Raw genomic sequence first — 18,143 nt, forward strand, 5'->3', positions numbered from 1 at the left:
GGCTAGGGCCGGAAGGTGATCCGGATCGTGTGCTCGGTGCCGTCGTCGAGGACGATGCGGAAGGTCTTGGACGTTCCCGCCCACGTGCGCGGAGTCTTCGCGACAAGGACGAAGTGCTCGCCCGCCGCGTCGTACGTCGGCAGCTGGTAGACGCCGTCGGTGAGATCGAAGCCGTACTTGACCACCGTCGCGGTGCTCTGCACGTACGCGCCGGACGAGTCCTGCAGCCGCCACTTGAACGGCAGCGCTTGGCCGGCGATGGCGTCGTCGACGTGGTGCACAGTCCCGTTGAGGAACCCGGTGAACGTGTACTTCAGCCAGACCGAATGCTCGCAGGTGCTGACGTTGCCGGACTCGTCACGCGCGGTGTGCGTCACCGTCGTGATCCCGGGACCGAATGCCGACGGCGCGTCGTGGCTGACCACGGGCACGTCGTGGCTGACCACGGGCACGTCGTCCACCGCGTCGGTGGCCCGCGCCGCCGGGACGACGACGGCCTGACCGACCAGGCCGATCACGTCGGCCGGGCAGGTGAGGGCCGGCGCAGTCGTGTCCACTACGGTCACCTGCTGCGTCGTCTCCGCCGACTCGCCGTCCGCGTCGGTAGCGGTCCACCGCACCGTGGTGGTCCCCAGCGGCAGGACGCCAGGCGCGTCGTTGGTCACGACCGGCTGGTCGCCGTCCGGGTCGGTCGCCGTGACACCAGGGAGTGCTCCGGCGTACCCGCCGATGGTGTTGCCCTCAAGCGTCACGTTCTCGGCGGTGATCGTCGGCGCCTCGTTGCAGTCCAGCCGCAGGTCGAGGTCGAACACCGCGGGCGGGATCGTCATGACCCGGCTCTCGACGTAGGCCGACCCGTCGGCGGCCAGACAGCCGGCCTTCTCGGCCCGCACCTGGTAGTAGCCCGCCATGACGTCCCAGCCGAAGTGCCCGGCGGCGTCCGTCAGCGACGGGTTGGCGCGGTTGGTGGGCGACATCACGAAGCTGCCGTCGGAAACGACCTGGAACGGGCCGTTGGGCGAGTCGGCTCGGTAGAGCGTCACGGTCGCGCCGGCGATGGGCCGGCCGGACAGCGAGCGCACCCAACCGCTCGGGTCGATGTAGATGTCGAATGACACCGTCTGATCGGGCTGGTCGCCCGGGCAGTCGATGGTCATCGTCACCTTGGCGTGGCCGGACCGGGGTGACAGCGGCGGGACGGTGCCCGTGTAGCTGCCGGCCGCGCCCTCGGTCATCCCGCCGCTGCTGATGGCGCTGCCGTCACCGGCGGTCACCGACCAGCGGGCCGAGCCACCGGCGCAGCCGGTCGTCGACACAGTCAGAGCGGTGTTCCAGTAGACGATCGGAATCCCGTCACCGCCGGCGCGCGACGGCGAGATGCCGCTGCCGGCAGGCGGGCCGACCGGGCCCTCGAGCAGCAGATCGACGGTCTTGGCGCCGCCCGCGCCGAGCTCCACCGTGACCGACCGCTTGCGAAGCTGCGAGCCCGCGGGCGGGAACGCGGTGACGGTGTAGGTCCCGGCCGGGATGCCGGACGCGACGTAGGAGCCGTCCGAGCCGGACAGCGTCACGTAGACGCACTGGCCGCCGGCCGCCGGGCACACCTGCACCGGAGCGCCCGGCTGAGCGGTGGGTGGCGTCGCGGTGTCGATGACACGGCCGGAGATCCGGCCGCCGGCCGGCGCCGCGCCGTTGCGGACGTCGAAGACGTAGCGCCCGTCGACGATCGAGTTGCGCCGCCCGTTGGTCAGCCCGGTGACGGTGTTACGGCTGAGGAAGGCGCCGTTGACACGCGAGCCGGGGAACTCGTAGAACTTGCTCGCCTCGCCCGTGCCGGCCGAGTAGCCCGCGCCGGCGGAGACGCCGCCGAAGCCGTTCGACCCACCGCTGAAGTCTCCGGTCTCCCACAGGATCCGGTCGTAGTTCATCACGATGTCGAAGTCGCCGACGCCGACGTCGGCCCGGTCGACGAGCAGCAGCTGAAAGCTGTTGAGCTTGTCGGTGTGACCGGAGTAGTAGCCGACGTTGACCCAGTTGACGCAGAACGCCCGACGGCCCTGGAACGTCGTCGTGCCGACTGAGTAGGTGACCAGCGACGAGCCGGCCGCCCGGGTGTCCACGTCGGCGAAGAACGGCGCGATCATCGGCGGCGTGCTCGCGTTGATGCTGAACGGCGTGAACGTGCCCATCGGGCTGTTGAACGTGATGTTGCCGTTGTTGTTGACGTAGGTGTGCGTATACGTCGTGCCAAAGTAGTTGACCGGGAAGGGCAGCGCGACGGTGCCGGTCGAGCTGTCGTCGTTGGGCGGCAGCGCGGTGGCCCGGCACTCGGCGCTGACGTCGACGGTGCGCACGACGCTGACGCGCACGGCACATGACGCGTACGGCCCGGTGACCGGGTCGTTGATCTGCCGGCCGCGGACGACGAGGTGGACGCTGCGGTCCAGGCCGCCGGTGACCAGCTGCCAGTCGGTGTCGCTCAGCTGGTAGCTCGTCTGGTCGGTTTCGGCGGAGGCGAACAGCCGGTTGGTGAACGACTCGTCGTAGGCCTCGACGACGAACCGGTTGTTGCGGAACGCCGGACCGCCACCGCCCGGGATCCACGAGACACGCGGCGCCGTGTCCGTGCGGAACGAGCTGCCCTCCGACGGGGTGGTGAGGGCGGGGCCGACCGAGTGCTCGGCAGCGACGCACCCGAAGTCGGCCTGCTCGCGCGGCGTCCGGCCGGCGACGAGCGCCCGGTACGCCGCCGAGAGCGTCTCGACGTCGCCCGCGTCGAGCCGGTCCCAGATCGCGTGGTCGGACAGGCTCACGTCGTCGAACGACTCGAAGACGCCACCCTTGACGCTGCTGTCGTAGAGATCCCAGAGGACGCGGGTCGCCGTCGCCTCGTTGTCCTCGCCGTTGCTCGCCATGCCGGCCTCGGACTCGATGCCGTAGTCGACACCGTTGCTGGCGGTGTAGCGCAGGTCGCCGACGGTCGGCGAGGCCGGGACGGGAAGCTCGACCTGCATCGCGGTGCCGAAGAACGTCGGCCAGCCCTCGCCCCAGGCGAATCGCGTGCCGCGGTCCTTGTCCAGGTCGCCATCGGTCTCGGACAGGTTGCCGTCGATGAAGTGGGAGCCGCCCGGGTTGTCCTCGATGTTGATCTTGTCCGAGACGTAGTGCCCGAACTCGTGGCCGATGACGTCCCAGTCGAACGGCGAGGCGCGGCGGATGTGCAGGTCGCCGCCGCTGTAGTTGTTGGAGCCGCCGCCGTACGGGTACTCGACCTCGATGTGGTCCAGCCGCTCGCCGTTGAGGTCCGCGGCGTAGCGCGTCGCAGTGACGAGCGCGTCGTGCACAGCGAACGCGGTGTGCGTGTCGGAGTCCGGGTCGTCGGCGCGGAAGGCCGCGTGCAGGACGGCGCCGTCGTCGGCGTCGGTGTGGACGGTCGACTCCATCTGGAACGTCGTGTCGCCGAAGAACCCCTGGTCCTCGACCGTCGTGCCGGAGTTCTGCGCGAGGACGCGGATGAAGATGTCGCGGCCGTTCTCGAGCGCACCGTCGTCGTTGTCGATGCTCACGCTGAACGAGCCGTCATCGGCGCTCTGCACCGCGTCGACGAGGACCGAGCCGACCGGCTCACGGTCGCGGATCTCCACGCGTGCGTCGCGGATCGGGTGCAGCGGGCCGCCGTCGGCATCCCGGTAGAAGACCGTGCCGCCCACCGTGATGTCGTCCGCCGCCGCGGCGAGCCCAGTCACGCGGACCGCCTCCCGCTGGCCCACGATCAGCTCCTGCGCCTGCGCGCCGGCGGCCGCCATGGACAGCCGGCCCTCCTGCACGGCCGCCTCGAGCGCGAGGAGCTGGACGTGTCTGCTGCTCTTCGTGCTCTGCAGCACTCGGCCGCGGTCGCCGCCGAGGTACAGCGCCTCCCGACGGCTGGCGATCGTCCGGCCGTCGGCGTCCTTGGCGCGTACCAGCACGTCGAGCCGGCCGCGCGCGTTGCGCCGCACGCGGTACGGCACCGCCAGCGTCTGGACCACTCCGTCGGCGGCCGCGGCGACGGTGCGCCGGACGGTCCCGGCGGCAACCGATCCGGAGGCACGCGAGGTCACCTCGTAGGAGGCTGCGCCGATGTGCTGCGTGATAGTCAGCGTGGCGTCGACCGTGTCACCGACCGCCCGGACCCCGGCAGCTGGCGCGAGGGCGACGGAGAGCTCGTCACCCGGCTCGGCATCCTCGGCCAACCCGCTCGGCGCCGTGGAGGTGGCCGCGACCGGCGCCACCGACGGCGCCGCGGACGGTACCGCCTGGGCGCCCGACGCGGGCGCCAGCTCGACGACGGTCGCCATCACGACGACGAACAGGGCAAAGCGCGAAAGCCAAGCAGTGGACTTCATAAAACCCCCGTTAGAAACGCCCGAACCCTTGGGCGCCCGAATTGCACCATATCCGGGGAACCCCGGTCAACCGATTCGGCCAAATCGGACGCACGAACAGCCCCGCTCGTCAGTCGACCGGCGTCAACGGCGTATCCGCGTCCCCGTCGGTCAGCTCCGCGAGCTGGTCGCGGTAGTCCTCCTCGGTCAGCCGGCCGGCCGCCAGCTCGCGCCGCAGCGCGAGCTCCCGCAGCTGCCGCTCGCCCGGTCCAGATGCGGCGAAGACCGCGTCCGGACCGCCCAGCAGCTCTACCGCACCGACGAACCGGCCGCTCCCCTCGCCGGCCGCGTCGTACAGCTGGATGGCGCCGGACACCCGGGAGCGAACGCCGGGCGGTACCTCGACCCGGATCGTCGCCACCTGCCGCCGGCCCGGTGCGACCGTGGGCCACTCGACGCTCGACCGGTCGAGCGTCGCCCCGCCCGTCGCCGTCAGCGTCGCGACAGCTCGCGCCCCACGGGGCGAGGGGACCAGGCACACGGTGACATCGACGTACCGGCCGAGGTGAGTTCCGTCGCCGAGGACTGTCACCGCGGCGTCGAACGTACGTGGCGCTCCGCCATCGTCGCCCGACCGGCACGCCTCGCCTGCCGGCAGCGCGGCGGTCGTCTTCGCAGCCGGCGGCCTGGCACTGTCACCGCCGCACGCGACAGCCCCCAGCACGAGTACGCCGGCCACAGCGGTGAGGACGCGGCCCGGCATCCGGTCAGTCAGGTGCCGGCGGTCTCGAGGTGCCACCGCGCCATCATATAGCCAGCATGGACCGAACGTGACGAACGGAACAGACCACCGCAGACGCACCCATCGCACGCGCCGATGCAGACTCTCGGGCGCTGTACAGGGCGCGAGATTGCCGTTGTGGGACCCCTGGATCGGCAATCGTGGAGCATGCCGGTTCGACTGGCGGTATGGGCGAGGCAGGGTCGGCCCGAACGGCTCGGACTGGAAGTAGCCGTGGTGCATGCCGAAGGAGTCCCGGTTGAGAGGTGTACTGACAGGGCGCCCCAGGCCGACTGCGAGGGGCCGCGAGCGCACGTAGCGTTGGAGACATGGACAACCGGGCCGAGGCGCTGAGCTGCGCCTGACCAAGCCGCCAGCGCCCGACCTCGGGCCCGCATGACGACCACACGACCACACGACCACACGAAAAACGACCACACGACCACCCGACCACACGACCACACGACCACACGAAAAACGACCACACGACACAGGAGCACATCGCACATGCGCGTCAACGCCTACGCAGCCCCAGCCGCCGGTCAGCCGCTGGCTCCCACCACGATCCAGCGGCGCGACGTCGGACCGAACGACGTCCTCATCGAGATCCAGTACGCCGGGATCTGCCACTCCGACATCCACACCGTCAACGGCGACTGGGGACCGCAGCCCTTCCCGGTCGTGCCCGGCCACGAGATCGTCGGCGTCGTCACCGAGGTGGGCTCCGAGGTCACCGGCCACCAGGCCGGTGACCGGGTCGGCGTCGGCTGCATGGTCAACTCGTGCGGCGCCTGCGCCAACTGCCGCAACGGCGACGAGCAGTACTGCCTCAAGGGCATGGTCGGCACCTACGCAAGCGAGGACCGCGACGGCGCCACCACCCAGGGCGGCTACTCCACCCACGTCGTGGTCGACGCCCACTTCGTCCTCTCCATCCCCGACGGCATCGACCCCGTGGCCGCCGCGCCGCTGCTGTGCGCCGGCATCACGACGTACTCCCCGCTGCGCCGTTGGGGCGCCGGACCGGGCAAGAAGGTCGCCATCGTGGGCCTCGGCGGCCTGGGCCACATGGGGGTCAAGCTCGCCCACGCTCTCGGCGCCGAGGTCACGGTGCTCTCGCAGTCGCTGAAGAAGCAGGAGGACGGCCTTCGGCTCGGCGCGGACCACTACTACGCCACGTCGGACACCGACACCTTCGAGCAGCTCGCCGGCGCCTTCGACCTCATCGTCAACACCGTCAGCGCCCCCATCGACGTCGACGCCTACCTCGGCCTGCTCGCCGTCGACGGGACCCTGGTCAACGTCGGCGCTCCTCCCGAGCCGTTGAGCCTCAACGTGTTCTCGCTCATCAGCGCTCGACGGTCCTACGCCGGGTCGATGATCGGCGGGATCTCCGAGACCCAGGTGATGCTCGACTTCTGCGCCGAGCATCACCTCGGCGCCGATGTCGAGGTGATCTCCGCCGACCAGATCAACGAGGCCTACGAGCGTGTCCTGGCTTCCGATGTCCGCTACCGGTTCGTCATCGACACCGCCACCCTCGTCTGACAACCGGGCAGGGCGTTCCCCGGCCGAGTGCGGGCCGCTGGTCGACCCGGCGCAGGCGCTCGCGGCCTGACTGACGCTGTCTCGTACCCTGTGATGTTGTGGCCCGGCACTTCAGCGAACTGACGACGATGCGCGTCGGTGGCCCGACCCGCGAGTTCGTCGAGGCCCCGACCACCGAGGAGCTGGTGGAGGCCGTCCGCGCCGCGGACGCGCGTGGCGTTCGGCTACTCGTCATGGGTGGCGGCTCGAACCTGGTCGTCGGCGATGGCGGGTGGGACGGCGTCACCGTGCAGGTCCGCTCGAACGGCATCGACATCGACGGCGCCACCGTCCGGGCCGACGCGGGCGTGGACTGGGACCGCCTGGTCGCCGTCACCGTCGAGCACGGCCTCGCCGGCCTCGAACCGCTGTCGGGCGTTCCGGGCACGGTGGGGGGCACGCCGGTGCAGAACGTCGGGGCGTTCGGCACGGTCACCTCCGACGTCCTCGCCTCGGTCACCGTCTATGACCGGCGCACCGGCGCGACACAGGAGTGGCCGCGCGAGCGCTGCGGATTCGGCAGCCACCGCCAGTCGGCTTTCAAGCACACCGACCGCTACGTCGTGTTGCGGGTGACCTACGAGCTTCGGCGCTCGGACCGCTCGGTGCCGATGACCTTCGAGTCACTCCTCAGCCGGCTGGGCATCCGGGCGGGCGAGACCGCCGACGTGGCGGACGTGCGCAGGGCGGTGCTGGAGCTGCGCCGGGAACGCGGATCGATCGTCGACCCGGCCGACACCGACACGTGGGGGGTCGGGTCGTTCTTCATCAACCCGGTGGTGGCCAACGTTCCAAAGGCGGCCGAAGCCAGCCCGCGGTACCCGGACCCGCTGGGCACCAAGCTTCCTGCTGGGTGGCTGATCCAGCACGCCGGCTTTCCGCCTGGGTATGGCGCTGAGTTCGGCTCCGGCGCGGTCACGTTGTCGAGCAAGCACGCGCTCGCACTCTGCAATCGCGGCGGCGCGACGACGCTGGAAGTGATGCGGTTCGCCGCGCACATCCGCGCCGGTGTGCATGCGCGGTTCGGCATCCTCCTAGGCCCTGAATGCCATCTCGTGAACTGCTCGTTCGACGATGAGCTGGCCGCGAGGTAGGCAAACCCCCAGCCCAGATCCGGGCCTGGCGCACCCTGGGTTTTCACAGCGGAACTTGACTCGTCCTTGATCCAGGCCTGCGGTGGGCATGACCCGCGTCCGGGCAACCTCGAATGGAGCAGCCAATCGGCTGCTCACGCCGTGAGGCGAGCATCTCGAGGAGGACGTATGGACCACAACAATCCCGGCCAGGCGCAGAGGCCGGTTGGCAGAGGCGCGCTGGGCCTGAAGCTCGGCCTGGTCGCGGCCGGACTCGCCGTCGGCGCGATCGGAGCGACTGCGATCACGGCCGGCGCCGAGCCCGGCGCCTCGGCGGCGCCGTCGGCGTCGGCTTCTGCGACGGCGCCCGGTAGCCAGGCGCCTGACAGCTCGGCCGACGGTGATGGCCACCGGGGCGGTCGCGGGCACGGCTCCGCGCCGGTCCGCGGAGACGAGAAGGCGGTCACCGAAGCCCAAAGCGCGGCACTGAAGGCCGCGGCGTTGAAGGCGGTGCCAGGAGGAACGGTCTACCGGGTCGAGACCGACGCCGGTGACGCCGCTTTCGAGGCCCACATGACCAAGGCAGACGGCTCCGAGGTCACCGTGAAGTTCGATGAGAAACTCGCGGTGATCGAGGTCGAGGACGGCATGGGCAAGGGCGATCCGGACTCCGACGAGTAACGCGGCCGGACGACAGGCACAGCGGCCGCACGACAGGCACAGCGGCCGCACAGCGCAGTCACGGGGGCAGTACAGCTTCGCGATGCTCACTGAGCAGGACAAGCGTTGCGGGGCTGGAAGGGGACCGGCGATGGCGCAGGTGCTCCTGGTCGAGGACGACGCCGCGATCCGCACCGCGCTGACCCGTGCCCTGCGCGAGCAGGGTCACGCGGTGCTGGCGGTCGGTTCGGGAATGCCGGCGCTGTCCTCGGCCGTGGAGCAGAAGCCGGACGTCGTCCTGCTCGACCTGGGCCTGCCCGACGTCGACGGTTCGGACGTGCTGTCGATGCTGCGGGCGGTGAGCGAGGTGCCGGTCATCGTCGCCACCGCCCGCGATGACGAGTCGGAGATGGTTCGGTTGCTGGACCTCGGCGCTGACGACTACATCATCAAGCCGTTCACCGGAGCTCAGGTCAACGCCCGGATCCGCGCGGTGCTGCGCCGCGCCGGACGGGTCGAGGAGGACCCGTTGATCACCGTGGGCGGCCTGCGCATCGACACCCGCGGCTACGAGGTCAGCCTGGACGGGCGTCCCATCGAGCTGGCGCGCAAGGAGTATGAGCTGCTGCTCGCGCTGGCCCGGCGGGCCGGGGAGGTCGTGAGCAAGCGTGAGTTGCTCGCCGAGGTCTGGCAGCTGGCCTGGGGTGGCTCGGACCGCACGGTCGACGTCCACCTGTCCTGGCTGCGGCGCAAGCTCGGCGAGTCGGCGGCTCAGCCCCGCTACCTGCACAGCCTTCGAGGAGTCGGCGTGCGATTGGCGCCGGCGGCGCCCCAGCCGGTCGGTGCGGTCGGGGCGGCCCGGCCAGTCGAGACGGTCGGTGCGGTCGGTGCGCCCCGGCCAGTCGAAGCAGTCGGAGCGGTCGAGGCGGCCGAGCCGGTCGAGGCCGGCGCCGGATGAGACGGCGGATCCTGGCCCTGGTGATGGGGATGACCACCCTGGTGGTGCTCGCCTTCGCGATCCCCAGCGGTGTGCTGATCCGCTCCGCGGTGCTCCAGCGTGCTGAGCAGGCGACCATCGATCAGGCCGACAGCGTGGCCGTCTTCCTGCGCAGCGGCGCCCCGAGCCGAGCGGTGATCGAGCGCTATGCCCACTCGCTGTCCGCTGCCACCGGGCGTCCCACCTCGGTGCTGCTGCCGGACGGCGTCAAGGTGGGCGACCCTTCGGCCGAGGCCAGCGACCGGGCCAGGCGGTCCTGGGAGGGACGTGAGCCACTGCAGGGGCGGCAGCCGCTGCAAGGGCGTGAGTCGCCGGGGGGGAGTGGGTCATCGGACGGCGGCCGGGAAGGCGGGCGGGGAGGCGGCCGGAGCCCGGACCTGAGCCCGAACCCGCGGGCGGTCCTGTCTGCCGGTTCCGGCGGCCAGGTCGCCGAGGTCGCCGTGGCCACCGGCCAGGGCAGCTACCTGGTCAGCGTGTTCGCCTCCGATGAGGTGCTGCACGCCGGCCAGGGCCGGTGGTTCCTGCTGCTGATCTCAGGCAGTCTGGCCCTGCTGCTGATCGGCGGGCTGGCCGGCGAGCTGCTGACCCGCCGCATCACGCGCCCGCTGACCTCCAGCGCTGAGACGGCCCGGCTGCTCAGCGAGGGCGACACCACGGCGCGCGCGCCCGTCGATGGGCCCCGCGAGATCGCCGCGGTCGGCACTGCCCTCAACGCGCTGGCCGATCGGACCGACGAGCTGATCGCGGAGGCGCGTGAGACCGCGGCCGATCTGTCCCATCGGCTGCGCACCCCGCTGACCGCGCTGCGCCTGGACGCCGAGGCCCTGACCGAGCCGGTCGAGGCCGAACGGATCGGCGCCCATGTGAGCGAGTTGGAGCGGACGTTGACCGCGGTCATCCGGGCGGCTCGCAGGCCACAGCGGGAGGGGCGCGTCCCCCGTTGCGACGCCACCGAGATCGTCGGCGACCGGGTGCGGTTCTGGTCGGCGCTGGCGGAGGATCAACGACGGCCAGTGGCCCTTGACCTGCCCACGGAGCCGGTGCTGGTCCGGGCCGCCGGTGAGGACCTGGCCGCCGCGGTGGACGCGCTGCTGGAGAACATCATCGCCCACACACCTGAGGGCACCGCCTTCTCGGTGTCGCTGGCAGCTGGGCCCGACGGCGCGCTGCTGCAGGTCGCGGACGAGGGCCCCGGGCTGACCCACCCGATGCCCAGCCGGGGCCGCAGCGACCGAGGCTCCAGCGGCTTGGGCCTGGACATCGCCCGCCGCTGCGCCGAGGCCTCCGGCGGCTTGATGAGGATCGGGCGCAGCGAGCCGGGCGGCGTGCTGGTCGCGCTGGCCCTCAAGGCCTGACCAGCCGGCTTCCAAGCTGAGTTCCCTCGACGCGTGAGAACGCCACGGCACGCTAGTCGTAATCTCTGCCAATGACCGAAGACCAACCGTCCCAGGAATTTGATCCGGACAAGATTCGGGCAGGCTCGCGTAGTACGCATCGGATGGCTGGACTCATCATGGCCTTCGGCGTATTCGTCTACCTCGTGATCACCGTGCTGTTTGTTTACCTGCATGCGCTGGGAGTCCTTGATGGACGGCTGATTATGACAATCCCTACCGACACGACGCTCGCCCTGTTGGGGGTGGCGGCAACGGTGTTGATAGCTTTCGTCGCCAGTCTGTGGACGTCTGCTCAATCCGCCGAGGCCGGGGAGCCCGCCCGCAGCGGCGGGCAACGGTTGGCTCTTGTCGATGTCATTGCCTTCACCGGTGGGAGCAGTGTGTGCGTCGCGCTCGCTGGAGCGCTGGACAGTCGGGGCAAGGAATTCAATGTGATCGTGTCGATTGCCGTTGTCGGCTCGGGCGTGGCACTTGCCTACGTGGCCGCCGAAATCAGCGAGTTCATCAAACGTGATCAGCGCTTTAGCCAGACCCTGTCCCAACTGGCCCGACACAGTGAAGTGAACCGGATGCGCAACGCGCGACGGTGCTGGCTGAAGCGCAATAGCCTGATCGGCCTACGCCGTCCGCAACGCCGCTGGCTGGCTAGGCTCAGGCAGAACCTTGGCTGCGTGGTGGCGATAGCCGTACTGCAATGCCTTGCTCTGCTTGCGTGGCGGGATAGCAGGGATGTGGCGCTGTCGCTGGGCCTCGCAGTGGGCTGCGTTGTCTGGTCTCTCGCCGTGGGGCAGCTTATGGTTCACCACGTTGCGGTGTGCTTCGTGCGGCGCAACTGGTTGCCGTTGGTGTTTGTTAGCTTGCTCAGCCTGATCGTCTTGTTGGTCGACGTCGATTTGGTGCTCAACTTGATCTCGGACCTGAAGCAAGGCGCAGGCATGCCGTCAATTGTCGCTGCTGCGTTTGCTTGGTCGACGGTGTTTGGTCCCCTGCTGTTGTGTGTGGCAGGGCTGACGGTGGCGCCGGCTGGCTGGCGGCGGCACCGGCCGCTGACAGAAATCCGGTGGGGCGTTATCTGCGCCATGTCACGGCGTGTTGACGCCTTGAGCAGGAATGAGTCTGAAGAGGGTTCCGGTGTTCGAGGCGGTCGACTCCCGGCGATACTTCGACGGCTGCGCACGGCAATCCGAACCGCTACTGGAGTCGAGCCTCTGGGGGCCGACCCCGTGACCTGAGCGCCGTAATCTACCGCTGAACGCAGCAGGACGACACCTCAACTGGTGGCGCGATCCACCTGGACGTGACCGGCCTCCAGGTCCACGTAGACGGTGATCGGCGGCCCGGTCACGCCGGCCGGCGGCGCCAACTCGGCATGGACGTTCGCGCCGTCGACGCTCTCGCCGGAGTCGAACCCGCTGCCGTCGCTGATCTGGCCCAGGTGGACGTCGGCGATCACCGTGGCGTTCAGGCCGGCCGGCAGCAGCACCCGCACCTCGCCGGCAGCCTGCTGAAGGCGCACGGTCCGGGCTTGCGCAATCGGGCCCAGCGCCGTCAGGTCCAGGGTGGCCGATCCGGCGAACTGGCGATGGTCCACCAGCTGCTCTGCCGAGGTCGGCTTCCAGCCGAGCTTGCCCGAGTCGTCGGTGAGGCTGGTCCGGGTGCCGCCCAGGACGAACGCCACCAGCGTCAACAGCGCGATCGGAACCAGCAGCGACGCCGTCACGCGCCGGGTCAGCAGGCTGATCAGCAGGCCGGTTCCGAGCACTGCCAGGCCGACCCAGACATAGACGGGAAAGGGCACCCGGCTGAACCCGTCCAGCAGCGCCACCACGGTCCAGGCGATGGCCAGGCACAGCGTCACCCCGACCTTGATCGGACGCCGGCGGCGGACCCGCTGGCGGTGTGCGGCCCCGGCCTCGCTCAGCCAGGCCTGCATCGATCGCCGGGTGTCGTTCAGCGGCGGGATCAAGGGAGCCTGCCCGGCATGGGGCCCGAGGCCCTCGGCGGGCGCCGGCGGTGACCACTGCGGGGTCTGCTCCTGCGGCGTGCCCGGCTTGCGCAGGTCCACCCTGGGGGCCCCGGTCCCGGCGGCAGGCTGAGCGGCAGCGGCAGCGGCAGCAGGGCCGGCCCCCGGCGTCGGTGGCTCCAAGCGCTCCAGCCGGCGGATGAGCACCAGCATCAGCACCGCCAGCAGCATGATCGCCGGAAAGGTCGGCCCCGGCGACCACCAGGAGAACCAGCCCGCCCACAGCACCACCGCGCCGCCGATCAGCACCAGCCACGGCGGCACCCGTCGCACCCGCAGCGCGAGGATGGCCCTGTCCAGCGCCGAGGCGTCGACCTCAGGCTCGGGCACCAGCAGCCAGGCCAGGCCGTACATCACCAGGCCGACCCCGCCGAAGAACGACAGCACCGCGAACAGCACCCGGAAGATCACCGGGTCGACGCCGAAGTACTCGCCGAGCCCGCCCGCGACGCCGGAGATCATCCGGTCGGAGCGGCTGCGCCGTAGCCACCGGCGGGGGCCGGGCTCACCCGGGCCCGGCCCGTAGGAGGGCGGTCGGGCAGGCCAGGTCGGCGGCGGCGGGGTGGAAGGAACGTCCCCCGAGCCGGGCGGTTGGCCGGCCGAGCTGGGATCAGTCATCGTCATGCCGTTCAGCCTGCTGAATGGGCCACCGTCACGGTATCGGGAACCACCCCCAACCGCCCCTGAGCCGCGCTCAGCCGCCGCCCCCAGAACTCGGGCCTTCACCTGATGCCGCCCGGGGCCGGCGACAGCCAGAATGGGGACACGATGACGACGCCTGTGTCCGCAACGCCCACCTCCCTGGAGCCGCAGCCAGCCCCGCGGCTCTACCGCAACGCGCACGGCCGGGTGCTCGGCGGGGTGGCCGGGGCGCTGGCCGACCACCTGGGCGTGCGGCGCGGCTACGTCCGGCTGGCCTTCGTCCTGCTGGCCGGCAGCGCCGGGCTGGGCGTGCTGCTCTACGGGGCGTTCTGGATCGTGCTGCGGACCCGGCCCGAGGACGGGGCCGAGGGCTCGGCGCGCTACGCGGCGCAGTACCTGATCGCGGCGGTGGGCGTGGTGGTGTTGTTGATCAACCTGCACACGCTGCCGCTGGGCTGGTGGTTCGTGCCCTCGTTGCTGGCCTGCTTCGGTGGGGCGTTGCTCTGGCGGCAGGCCTCGGAGACCGAGCGGGAGCGCTGGCGCCGGTTGTCGAGCTCGTCGCTGGCCGCCGGGGCCGCCGACCGGATGGGCTGGTTGCGGATCATCGCCGGCGTCACGCTGGTGCTCAGCGGGGCGGTGTTCATCCTCGCCCGGGCGGGCATCTCGGCGGCGGGCGCCGGCCTGGCCGCGGTGCTGGTCACCGCCGGCGGACTGGCCCTGATCACCGGCCCGTGGTGGCTGAAGCTGATGCGGGACCTGTCCACCGAGCGCCGGGAGCGGATCCGCAACGAGGAGCGGGCCGACATCGCCGCGCACCTGCACGACTCGGTGCTGCAGACCCTGGCGCTGATCCAGCGCAGCGCCGACCAGCCACGCGAGGTGGCCCGGCTGGCTCGCAGCCAGGAACGCGAGCTGCGCACCAAGCTCTACGGCAGCGGGGCGCCCAACGGCCAGTTCGCGGCCGCCCTGCAGGCCGCCGCCGCCGAGGTCGAGGACACCTACGCGATCGCCGTGGATGTGGTGGTGGTCGGCGATCACCCGATGAACGCCCGGCTGGAGGCGCTGGTGGCGGCCAGCCGCGAGGCCCTGGTCAACGCCGCCAAGCACGCTCAGGTGACGAGCGTGTCGGTGTACGCCGAACTCGCCTCCGACAGCGCCTCGGTCTTCGTGCGCGATCGCGGCGCCGGCTTTGACCCGGCGAGGACGGATCCGAGCAGGCAGGGCATCCGTGGCTCTATCGTGGGCCGGCTGCAGCGCCAGCACGGCTCGGCGACGATCAGGTCCAGTCCGGGCCAGGGAACCGAAGTGCGACTGCGGGTGGAATTGGAATGAGGGACATGAGCCAAGACTCAGGAGCGGGCCGCGCGACGGGTGACCCCGGCGCCGACAGCCCCGGCAGGCCCAGGGTGGTGCTGGTCGATGACCACGCCATGTTCCGCTCCGGCGTCCGCGCCGAGATCGGCGCCGCGCTGGACATCGTGGGAGAGGCCGCCAGCGTGGCCGAGGCCATCGCCGTCATCCGGCACACCGCGCCCGACGTGGTGCTGCTCGACGTGCACCTGCCCGACGGCGGCGGCCCGGCGGTCATCGCCGCGGTGCTGCCCGAGCTGCCCGCGACCAAGTTCCTCGCCCTGTCGGTCTCCGACGCAGCCGAGGACGTGATCACGGTGATCCGGGCCGGCGCGCGCGGCTATGTCACCAAGACCATCTCCGGCGCGGACCTGACCGACGCGATCCGCCGGGTGGCCGACGGGGACGTGGTGTTCTCACCTCGGCTGGCGGGCTTCGTCCTGGACGCCTTTCGCGATGGCGGCGTGCCGGGCAGCCCGGTGACCGTGACCGACCCGGAGCTCGACCAGCTCACCCCCAGGGAGCAGGAGGTGATGCGGTTGCTGGCCCGCGGCTACTCCTACCGCGAGATCGGCGCGGAGCTGTTCATCTCGGTCAAGACGGTGGAGACCCACGCCTCCAACGTGCTGCGCAAACTCCAGCTGTCCTCCCGCCACCAGCTGACCCGATGGGCGGCCGACCGGCGGATCGTCTGAGCGACGCCGCCGCGGGCGGATCGAGCACGGAACTGACAGTGGCCCGTCGTAGGCTGGGACCCGATGACCGCCGATGCCGCCCGCTCCGCCGCCACCGGCCTGCCCCGCCGCCGACCCGCGCCGGTCGCCGCCGACGCAGGCCTGTTCGACGTGCCCACGCTCTCCCCGGAACAGGCGCGGGACGAGCAGGCGCCCAGCCCGCCGGTCCGGCGTCCGGCGCTGTCGGTCGAGAGCCTGCTGGCCGGCCTGAACCCCCAGCAGCGCCGGGCGGTCGAGCACGCCGGCTCGCCGCTGTTGATCGTGGCCGGCGCCGGTTCGGGCAAGACCCGGGTGCTCACCCAGCGCATCGGCTACCTGCTGACCGCGCGCGCCGCCAAGCCCGGCGACATCCTGGCCATCACCTTCACCAACAAGGCGGCCGGTGAGATGAAGGCCCGGGTCGCCGAGTTGATCGGCGCCCGCGCCAACGCCATGTGGGTGTCGACCTTTCACTCGATGTGCGTGCGCATCCTGCGTGCGCAGGCCAAGCAGATCGGCCTGAAGTCCTCCTTCACCATCTACGACGCCGATGACTCCCGCCGGCTGCTGACGATGGTGGTGCGCGAGCTGAGCCTGGACCCCAAGCGGTACCCGGCACGCTCGCTGGCGGTCCAGATCTCCAACCTCAAGAACGAGCTGATCTCAGCCGAGGAGTTCGCAGAGCGGGCCGGCACGGCGCCTGAGAAGGTGCTCGCCGAGGTCTATCAGCGCTACCAGAGCCGGCTTGTCGAATCCCAGGCGCTGGACTTCGACGACCTGATCATGCGCACCGTGAACCTGCTGCAGGGCTTGCCCGACGTCGCCGAGCACTACCGCCGCCGGTTCCGCCACGTCCTGGTCGATGAGTACCAGGACACCAACCACGCCCAGTACGTCCTGGTCGCAGAGCTGTGCAAGCCGGTCCCGCCCGGGCCGGACGGCGTCGGCGGCCTGCCGGCGGCCGAGTTGTGCGTGGTCGGTGACGCCGACCAGTCGATCTACGCCTTCCGCGGCGCCACGATCCGCAACATCGACGAGTTCGAGCGCGACTACCCCGACGCCACCACCATCCTGCTCGAGCAGAACTACCGCTCGACTCAGACGATCCTCGGCGCCGCCAACGCGGTGATCGCGCGCAACCCGGACCGGCGGCCCAAGAACCTGTGGTCCGACGCGGGCGCCGGCGAGCAGATCGAGGGCTTCGTCGCCGAGAACGAGCATGACGAGGCCCGCTGGGTCGCGCAGAAGATCGACGAGCTCAGCGACGCCGGGCAGGCCTTGCCCTCCGACGTGGCGGTCTTCTACCGAACCAACGCCCAGTCCCGGGTGTTCGAAGACATCTTCATCAGGCTGGGCCTGCCCTACAAGGTCGTCGGCGGCGTCCGGTTCTACGAGCGCAAAGAGATCCGCGACGCGCTGGCCTACCTGCGGGTGATCGCCAATCCGACCGACCTGGTGAGCATGCGCCGGATCCTGAACACCCCGCGCCGCGGCATCGGCGAGCGGGCCGAGCTGTTCGTCGAGACCTTCGCCAGCCAGGAGCAGATCCCGTTCGCCGAAGCCCTGATGCGGGCCGATCACATCCCGGGGCTGGCCTCGCGCTCGGCGAACGCGATCGCCGAGTTCGTCAGGCTGCTCGGTGAGCTGAGGCAGTTGGCGGCCAGCGAGGAGCATGGCACGCCCAGCAACATCATCGAAGAGACGCTGAGCCGCACCGGCTACCTCTCTGAGCTCGAAGCCAGCCATGACCCGCAGGACGAGAGCCGGGTCGACAACCTGCGCGAACTGGTCAGCGTGGCCGCCGAGTTCGAGGAGCAGCGCGCCCAACTGGACGAGCCGGCAGGCCTGGACGCCTTTCTGGAGCACGTCTCACTGGTCGCCGACGCCGACTCGATCCCGGACGCCAGTGGCGGCGTGGTCACGCTGATGACGCTGCACACCGCCAAGGGGCTGGAGTTTCCGGTGGTGTTCCTGGCCGGGATGGAAGACGGCATCTTCCCGCATCTGCGCACTCTCGGCGAGCCCGGCGAGCTGGCCGAGGAGCGACGGCTGGCCTACGTCGGCATCACCCGGGCCCGGCAGCGGCTGTACCTGAGCCGGGCGGTGGCGCGCACCGCGTGGGGCCAGCCGGCCTTCAACCCGCCGTCCCGCTTTCTTGACGAGGTGCCGATCGAGCACGTGCAGTGGAGCGGCGCTGTCGACCGGCAGCCCTTCACCGGATACCCGGAGGACGCCGGCGGGGGGCAGTACTCCGACCACGGCTACCGGTCCCAGCGCACCCAGACCCGGCGGTTCACCCCCACCGCGCCCTCGACCTTCGGCGCCGGCAAGCTCACCAAGCCGATGCCCAGCCTGCAGGTCGGTGACCGGGTCAGCCACGACGGCTTCGGAATGGGCACGGTGGTCGCGTTGCGTGGAGCCGCCGAGAAGGCTCAGGCCGAGGTGGACTTCGGCTCGCTGGGCAGCAAGTGGCTGGTGCTGAGGTTCGCGCCGCTGGTCAAGCTGTGAGTCGCGACTTCCGAGCCTGACGGCCGGCTTCCAGGCCTGACGGCCGGC

Annotated in this window: 12 protein-coding genes; 9 read left to right on the forward strand and 3 right to left on the reverse strand. The window is 70.8% G+C overall.

What is annotated here, in order from left to right; genetic code table 11:
* Positions 1-2: 2 nt before the first annotated feature.
* Entirely contained in the window at positions 3-4,385 is a 4,383-nt protein-coding gene (locus tag VGB75_13330) for a nidogen-like domain-containing protein (protein HEY0168017.1), read from the reverse strand.
* A gap of 109 nt (positions 4,386-4,494) precedes the next feature.
* Complete coding sequence (locus VGB75_13335) at positions 4,495-5,163, reverse strand: hypothetical protein (protein ID HEY0168018.1); 669 nt, start codon at positions 5,161-5,163, stop codon at positions 4,495-4,497.
* 489 nt (positions 5,164-5,652) lie between these two features.
* Here VGB75_13335 and VGB75_13340 point away from each other — a divergent pair, with 489 nt between their 5' ends.
* The 6 genes from VGB75_13340 to VGB75_13365 all read left to right on the forward strand — a co-directional run bounded on the left by VGB75_13340 (position 5,653) and on the right by VGB75_13365 (position 12,091).
* Positions 5,653-6,693 (forward strand): NAD(P)-dependent alcohol dehydrogenase, encoded by a 1,041-nt coding sequence (locus VGB75_13340; protein ID HEY0168019.1) that lies wholly within the window; start codon positions 5,653-5,655, stop codon positions 6,691-6,693.
* Between the two features lie 98 nt (positions 6,694-6,791).
* Positions 6,792-7,826, forward strand: a complete 1,035-nt coding sequence (locus VGB75_13345) for a UDP-N-acetylmuramate dehydrogenase (protein HEY0168020.1) — start codon at positions 6,792-6,794, stop codon at positions 7,824-7,826.
* 168 nt (positions 7,827-7,994) lie between these two features.
* On the forward strand, positions 7,995-8,486 hold the full coding sequence (locus VGB75_13350; protein HEY0168021.1) for a hypothetical protein: 492 nt from the start codon (positions 7,995-7,997) through the stop codon (positions 8,484-8,486).
* 130 nt (positions 8,487-8,616) lie between these two features.
* A complete protein-coding gene (locus tag VGB75_13355) occupies positions 8,617-9,423 on the forward strand; it encodes a response regulator transcription factor (protein ID HEY0168022.1) in 807 nt (268 codons plus the stop codon).
* Entirely contained in the window at positions 9,420-10,817 is a 1,398-nt protein-coding gene (locus VGB75_13360) for a HAMP domain-containing sensor histidine kinase (GenBank protein HEY0168023.1), read from the forward strand. The genes VGB75_13355 and VGB75_13360 overlap by 4 nt, the downstream gene beginning before the upstream one ends.
* Before the next feature lie 71 nt (positions 10,818-10,888).
* Positions 10,889-12,091 (forward strand): hypothetical protein, encoded by a 1,203-nt coding sequence (locus tag VGB75_13365; protein HEY0168024.1) that lies wholly within the window; start codon positions 10,889-10,891, stop codon positions 12,089-12,091.
* 38 nt (positions 12,092-12,129) lie between these two features.
* Here the strand turns inward: VGB75_13365 and VGB75_13370 are convergent, their stop codons facing one another.
* A complete protein-coding gene (locus VGB75_13370; protein ID HEY0168025.1) occupies positions 12,130-13,506 on the reverse strand; it encodes a PspC domain-containing protein in 1,377 nt (458 codons plus the stop codon).
* A 144-nt stretch (positions 13,507-13,650) separates the two neighbouring features.
* On the opposite strand from VGB75_13370, the gene VGB75_13375 reads away from it, so the two are divergent.
* The 3 genes from VGB75_13375 to pcrA all read left to right on the forward strand — a co-directional run bounded on the left by VGB75_13375 (position 13,651) and on the right by pcrA (position 18,095).
* On the forward strand, positions 13,651-14,856 hold the full coding sequence (locus VGB75_13375; protein HEY0168026.1) for a PspC domain-containing protein: 1,206 nt from the start codon (positions 13,651-13,653) through the stop codon (positions 14,854-14,856).
* A gap of 5 nt (positions 14,857-14,861) precedes the next feature.
* The gene (locus VGB75_13380) at positions 14,862-15,569 is read left to right on the forward strand and encodes a response regulator transcription factor (GenBank protein HEY0168027.1); all 708 of its coding nucleotides are present in this window, start codon (positions 14,862-14,864) and stop codon (positions 15,567-15,569) included.
* A 63-nt stretch (positions 15,570-15,632) separates the two neighbouring features.
* The gene (gene pcrA / locus VGB75_13385) at positions 15,633-18,095 is read left to right on the forward strand and encodes a DNA helicase PcrA (GenBank protein HEY0168028.1); all 2,463 of its coding nucleotides are present in this window, start codon (positions 15,633-15,635) and stop codon (positions 18,093-18,095) included.
* Positions 18,096-18,143 lie beyond the last annotated feature (48 nt).

Origin of the sequence: Jatrophihabitans sp. (assembly GCA_036399055.1) — a bacterium.
Lineage (GTDB): Bacteria > Actinomycetota > Actinomycetes > Mycobacteriales > Jatrophihabitantaceae > Jatrophihabitans_A.

Coding starts and splice junctions, on each gene's coding strand:
- VGB75_13370 (HEY0168025.1), bottom strand. CDS start 13,506: ATGACGATGACTGATCCCAGCTCGGCCGGCCAACCGCCCGGCTCGGGG.
- VGB75_13340 (HEY0168019.1), top strand. CDS start 5,653: ATGCGCGTCAACGCCTACGCAGCCCCAGCCGCCGGTCAGCCGCTGGCT.
- VGB75_13375 (HEY0168026.1), top strand. CDS start 13,651: ATGACGACGCCTGTGTCCGCAACGCCCACCTCCCTGGAGCCGCAGCCA.
- VGB75_13355 (HEY0168022.1), top strand. CDS start 8,617: ATGGCGCAGGTGCTCCTGGTCGAGGACGACGCCGCGATCCGCACCGCG.
- VGB75_13380 (HEY0168027.1), top strand. CDS start 14,862: ATGAGCCAAGACTCAGGAGCGGGCCGCGCGACGGGTGACCCCGGCGCC.
- VGB75_13360 (HEY0168023.1), top strand. CDS start 9,420: ATGAGACGGCGGATCCTGGCCCTGGTGATGGGGATGACCACCCTGGTG.
- VGB75_13365 (HEY0168024.1), top strand. CDS start 10,889: ATGACCGAAGACCAACCGTCCCAGGAATTTGATCCGGACAAGATTCGG.
- VGB75_13330 (HEY0168017.1), bottom strand. CDS start 4,385: ATGAAGTCCACTGCTTGGCTTTCGCGCTTTGCCCTGTTCGTCGTCGTG.
- pcrA (HEY0168028.1), top strand. CDS start 15,633: ATGACCGCCGATGCCGCCCGCTCCGCCGCCACCGGCCTGCCCCGCCGC.
- VGB75_13350 (HEY0168021.1), top strand. CDS start 7,995: ATGGACCACAACAATCCCGGCCAGGCGCAGAGGCCGGTTGGCAGAGGC.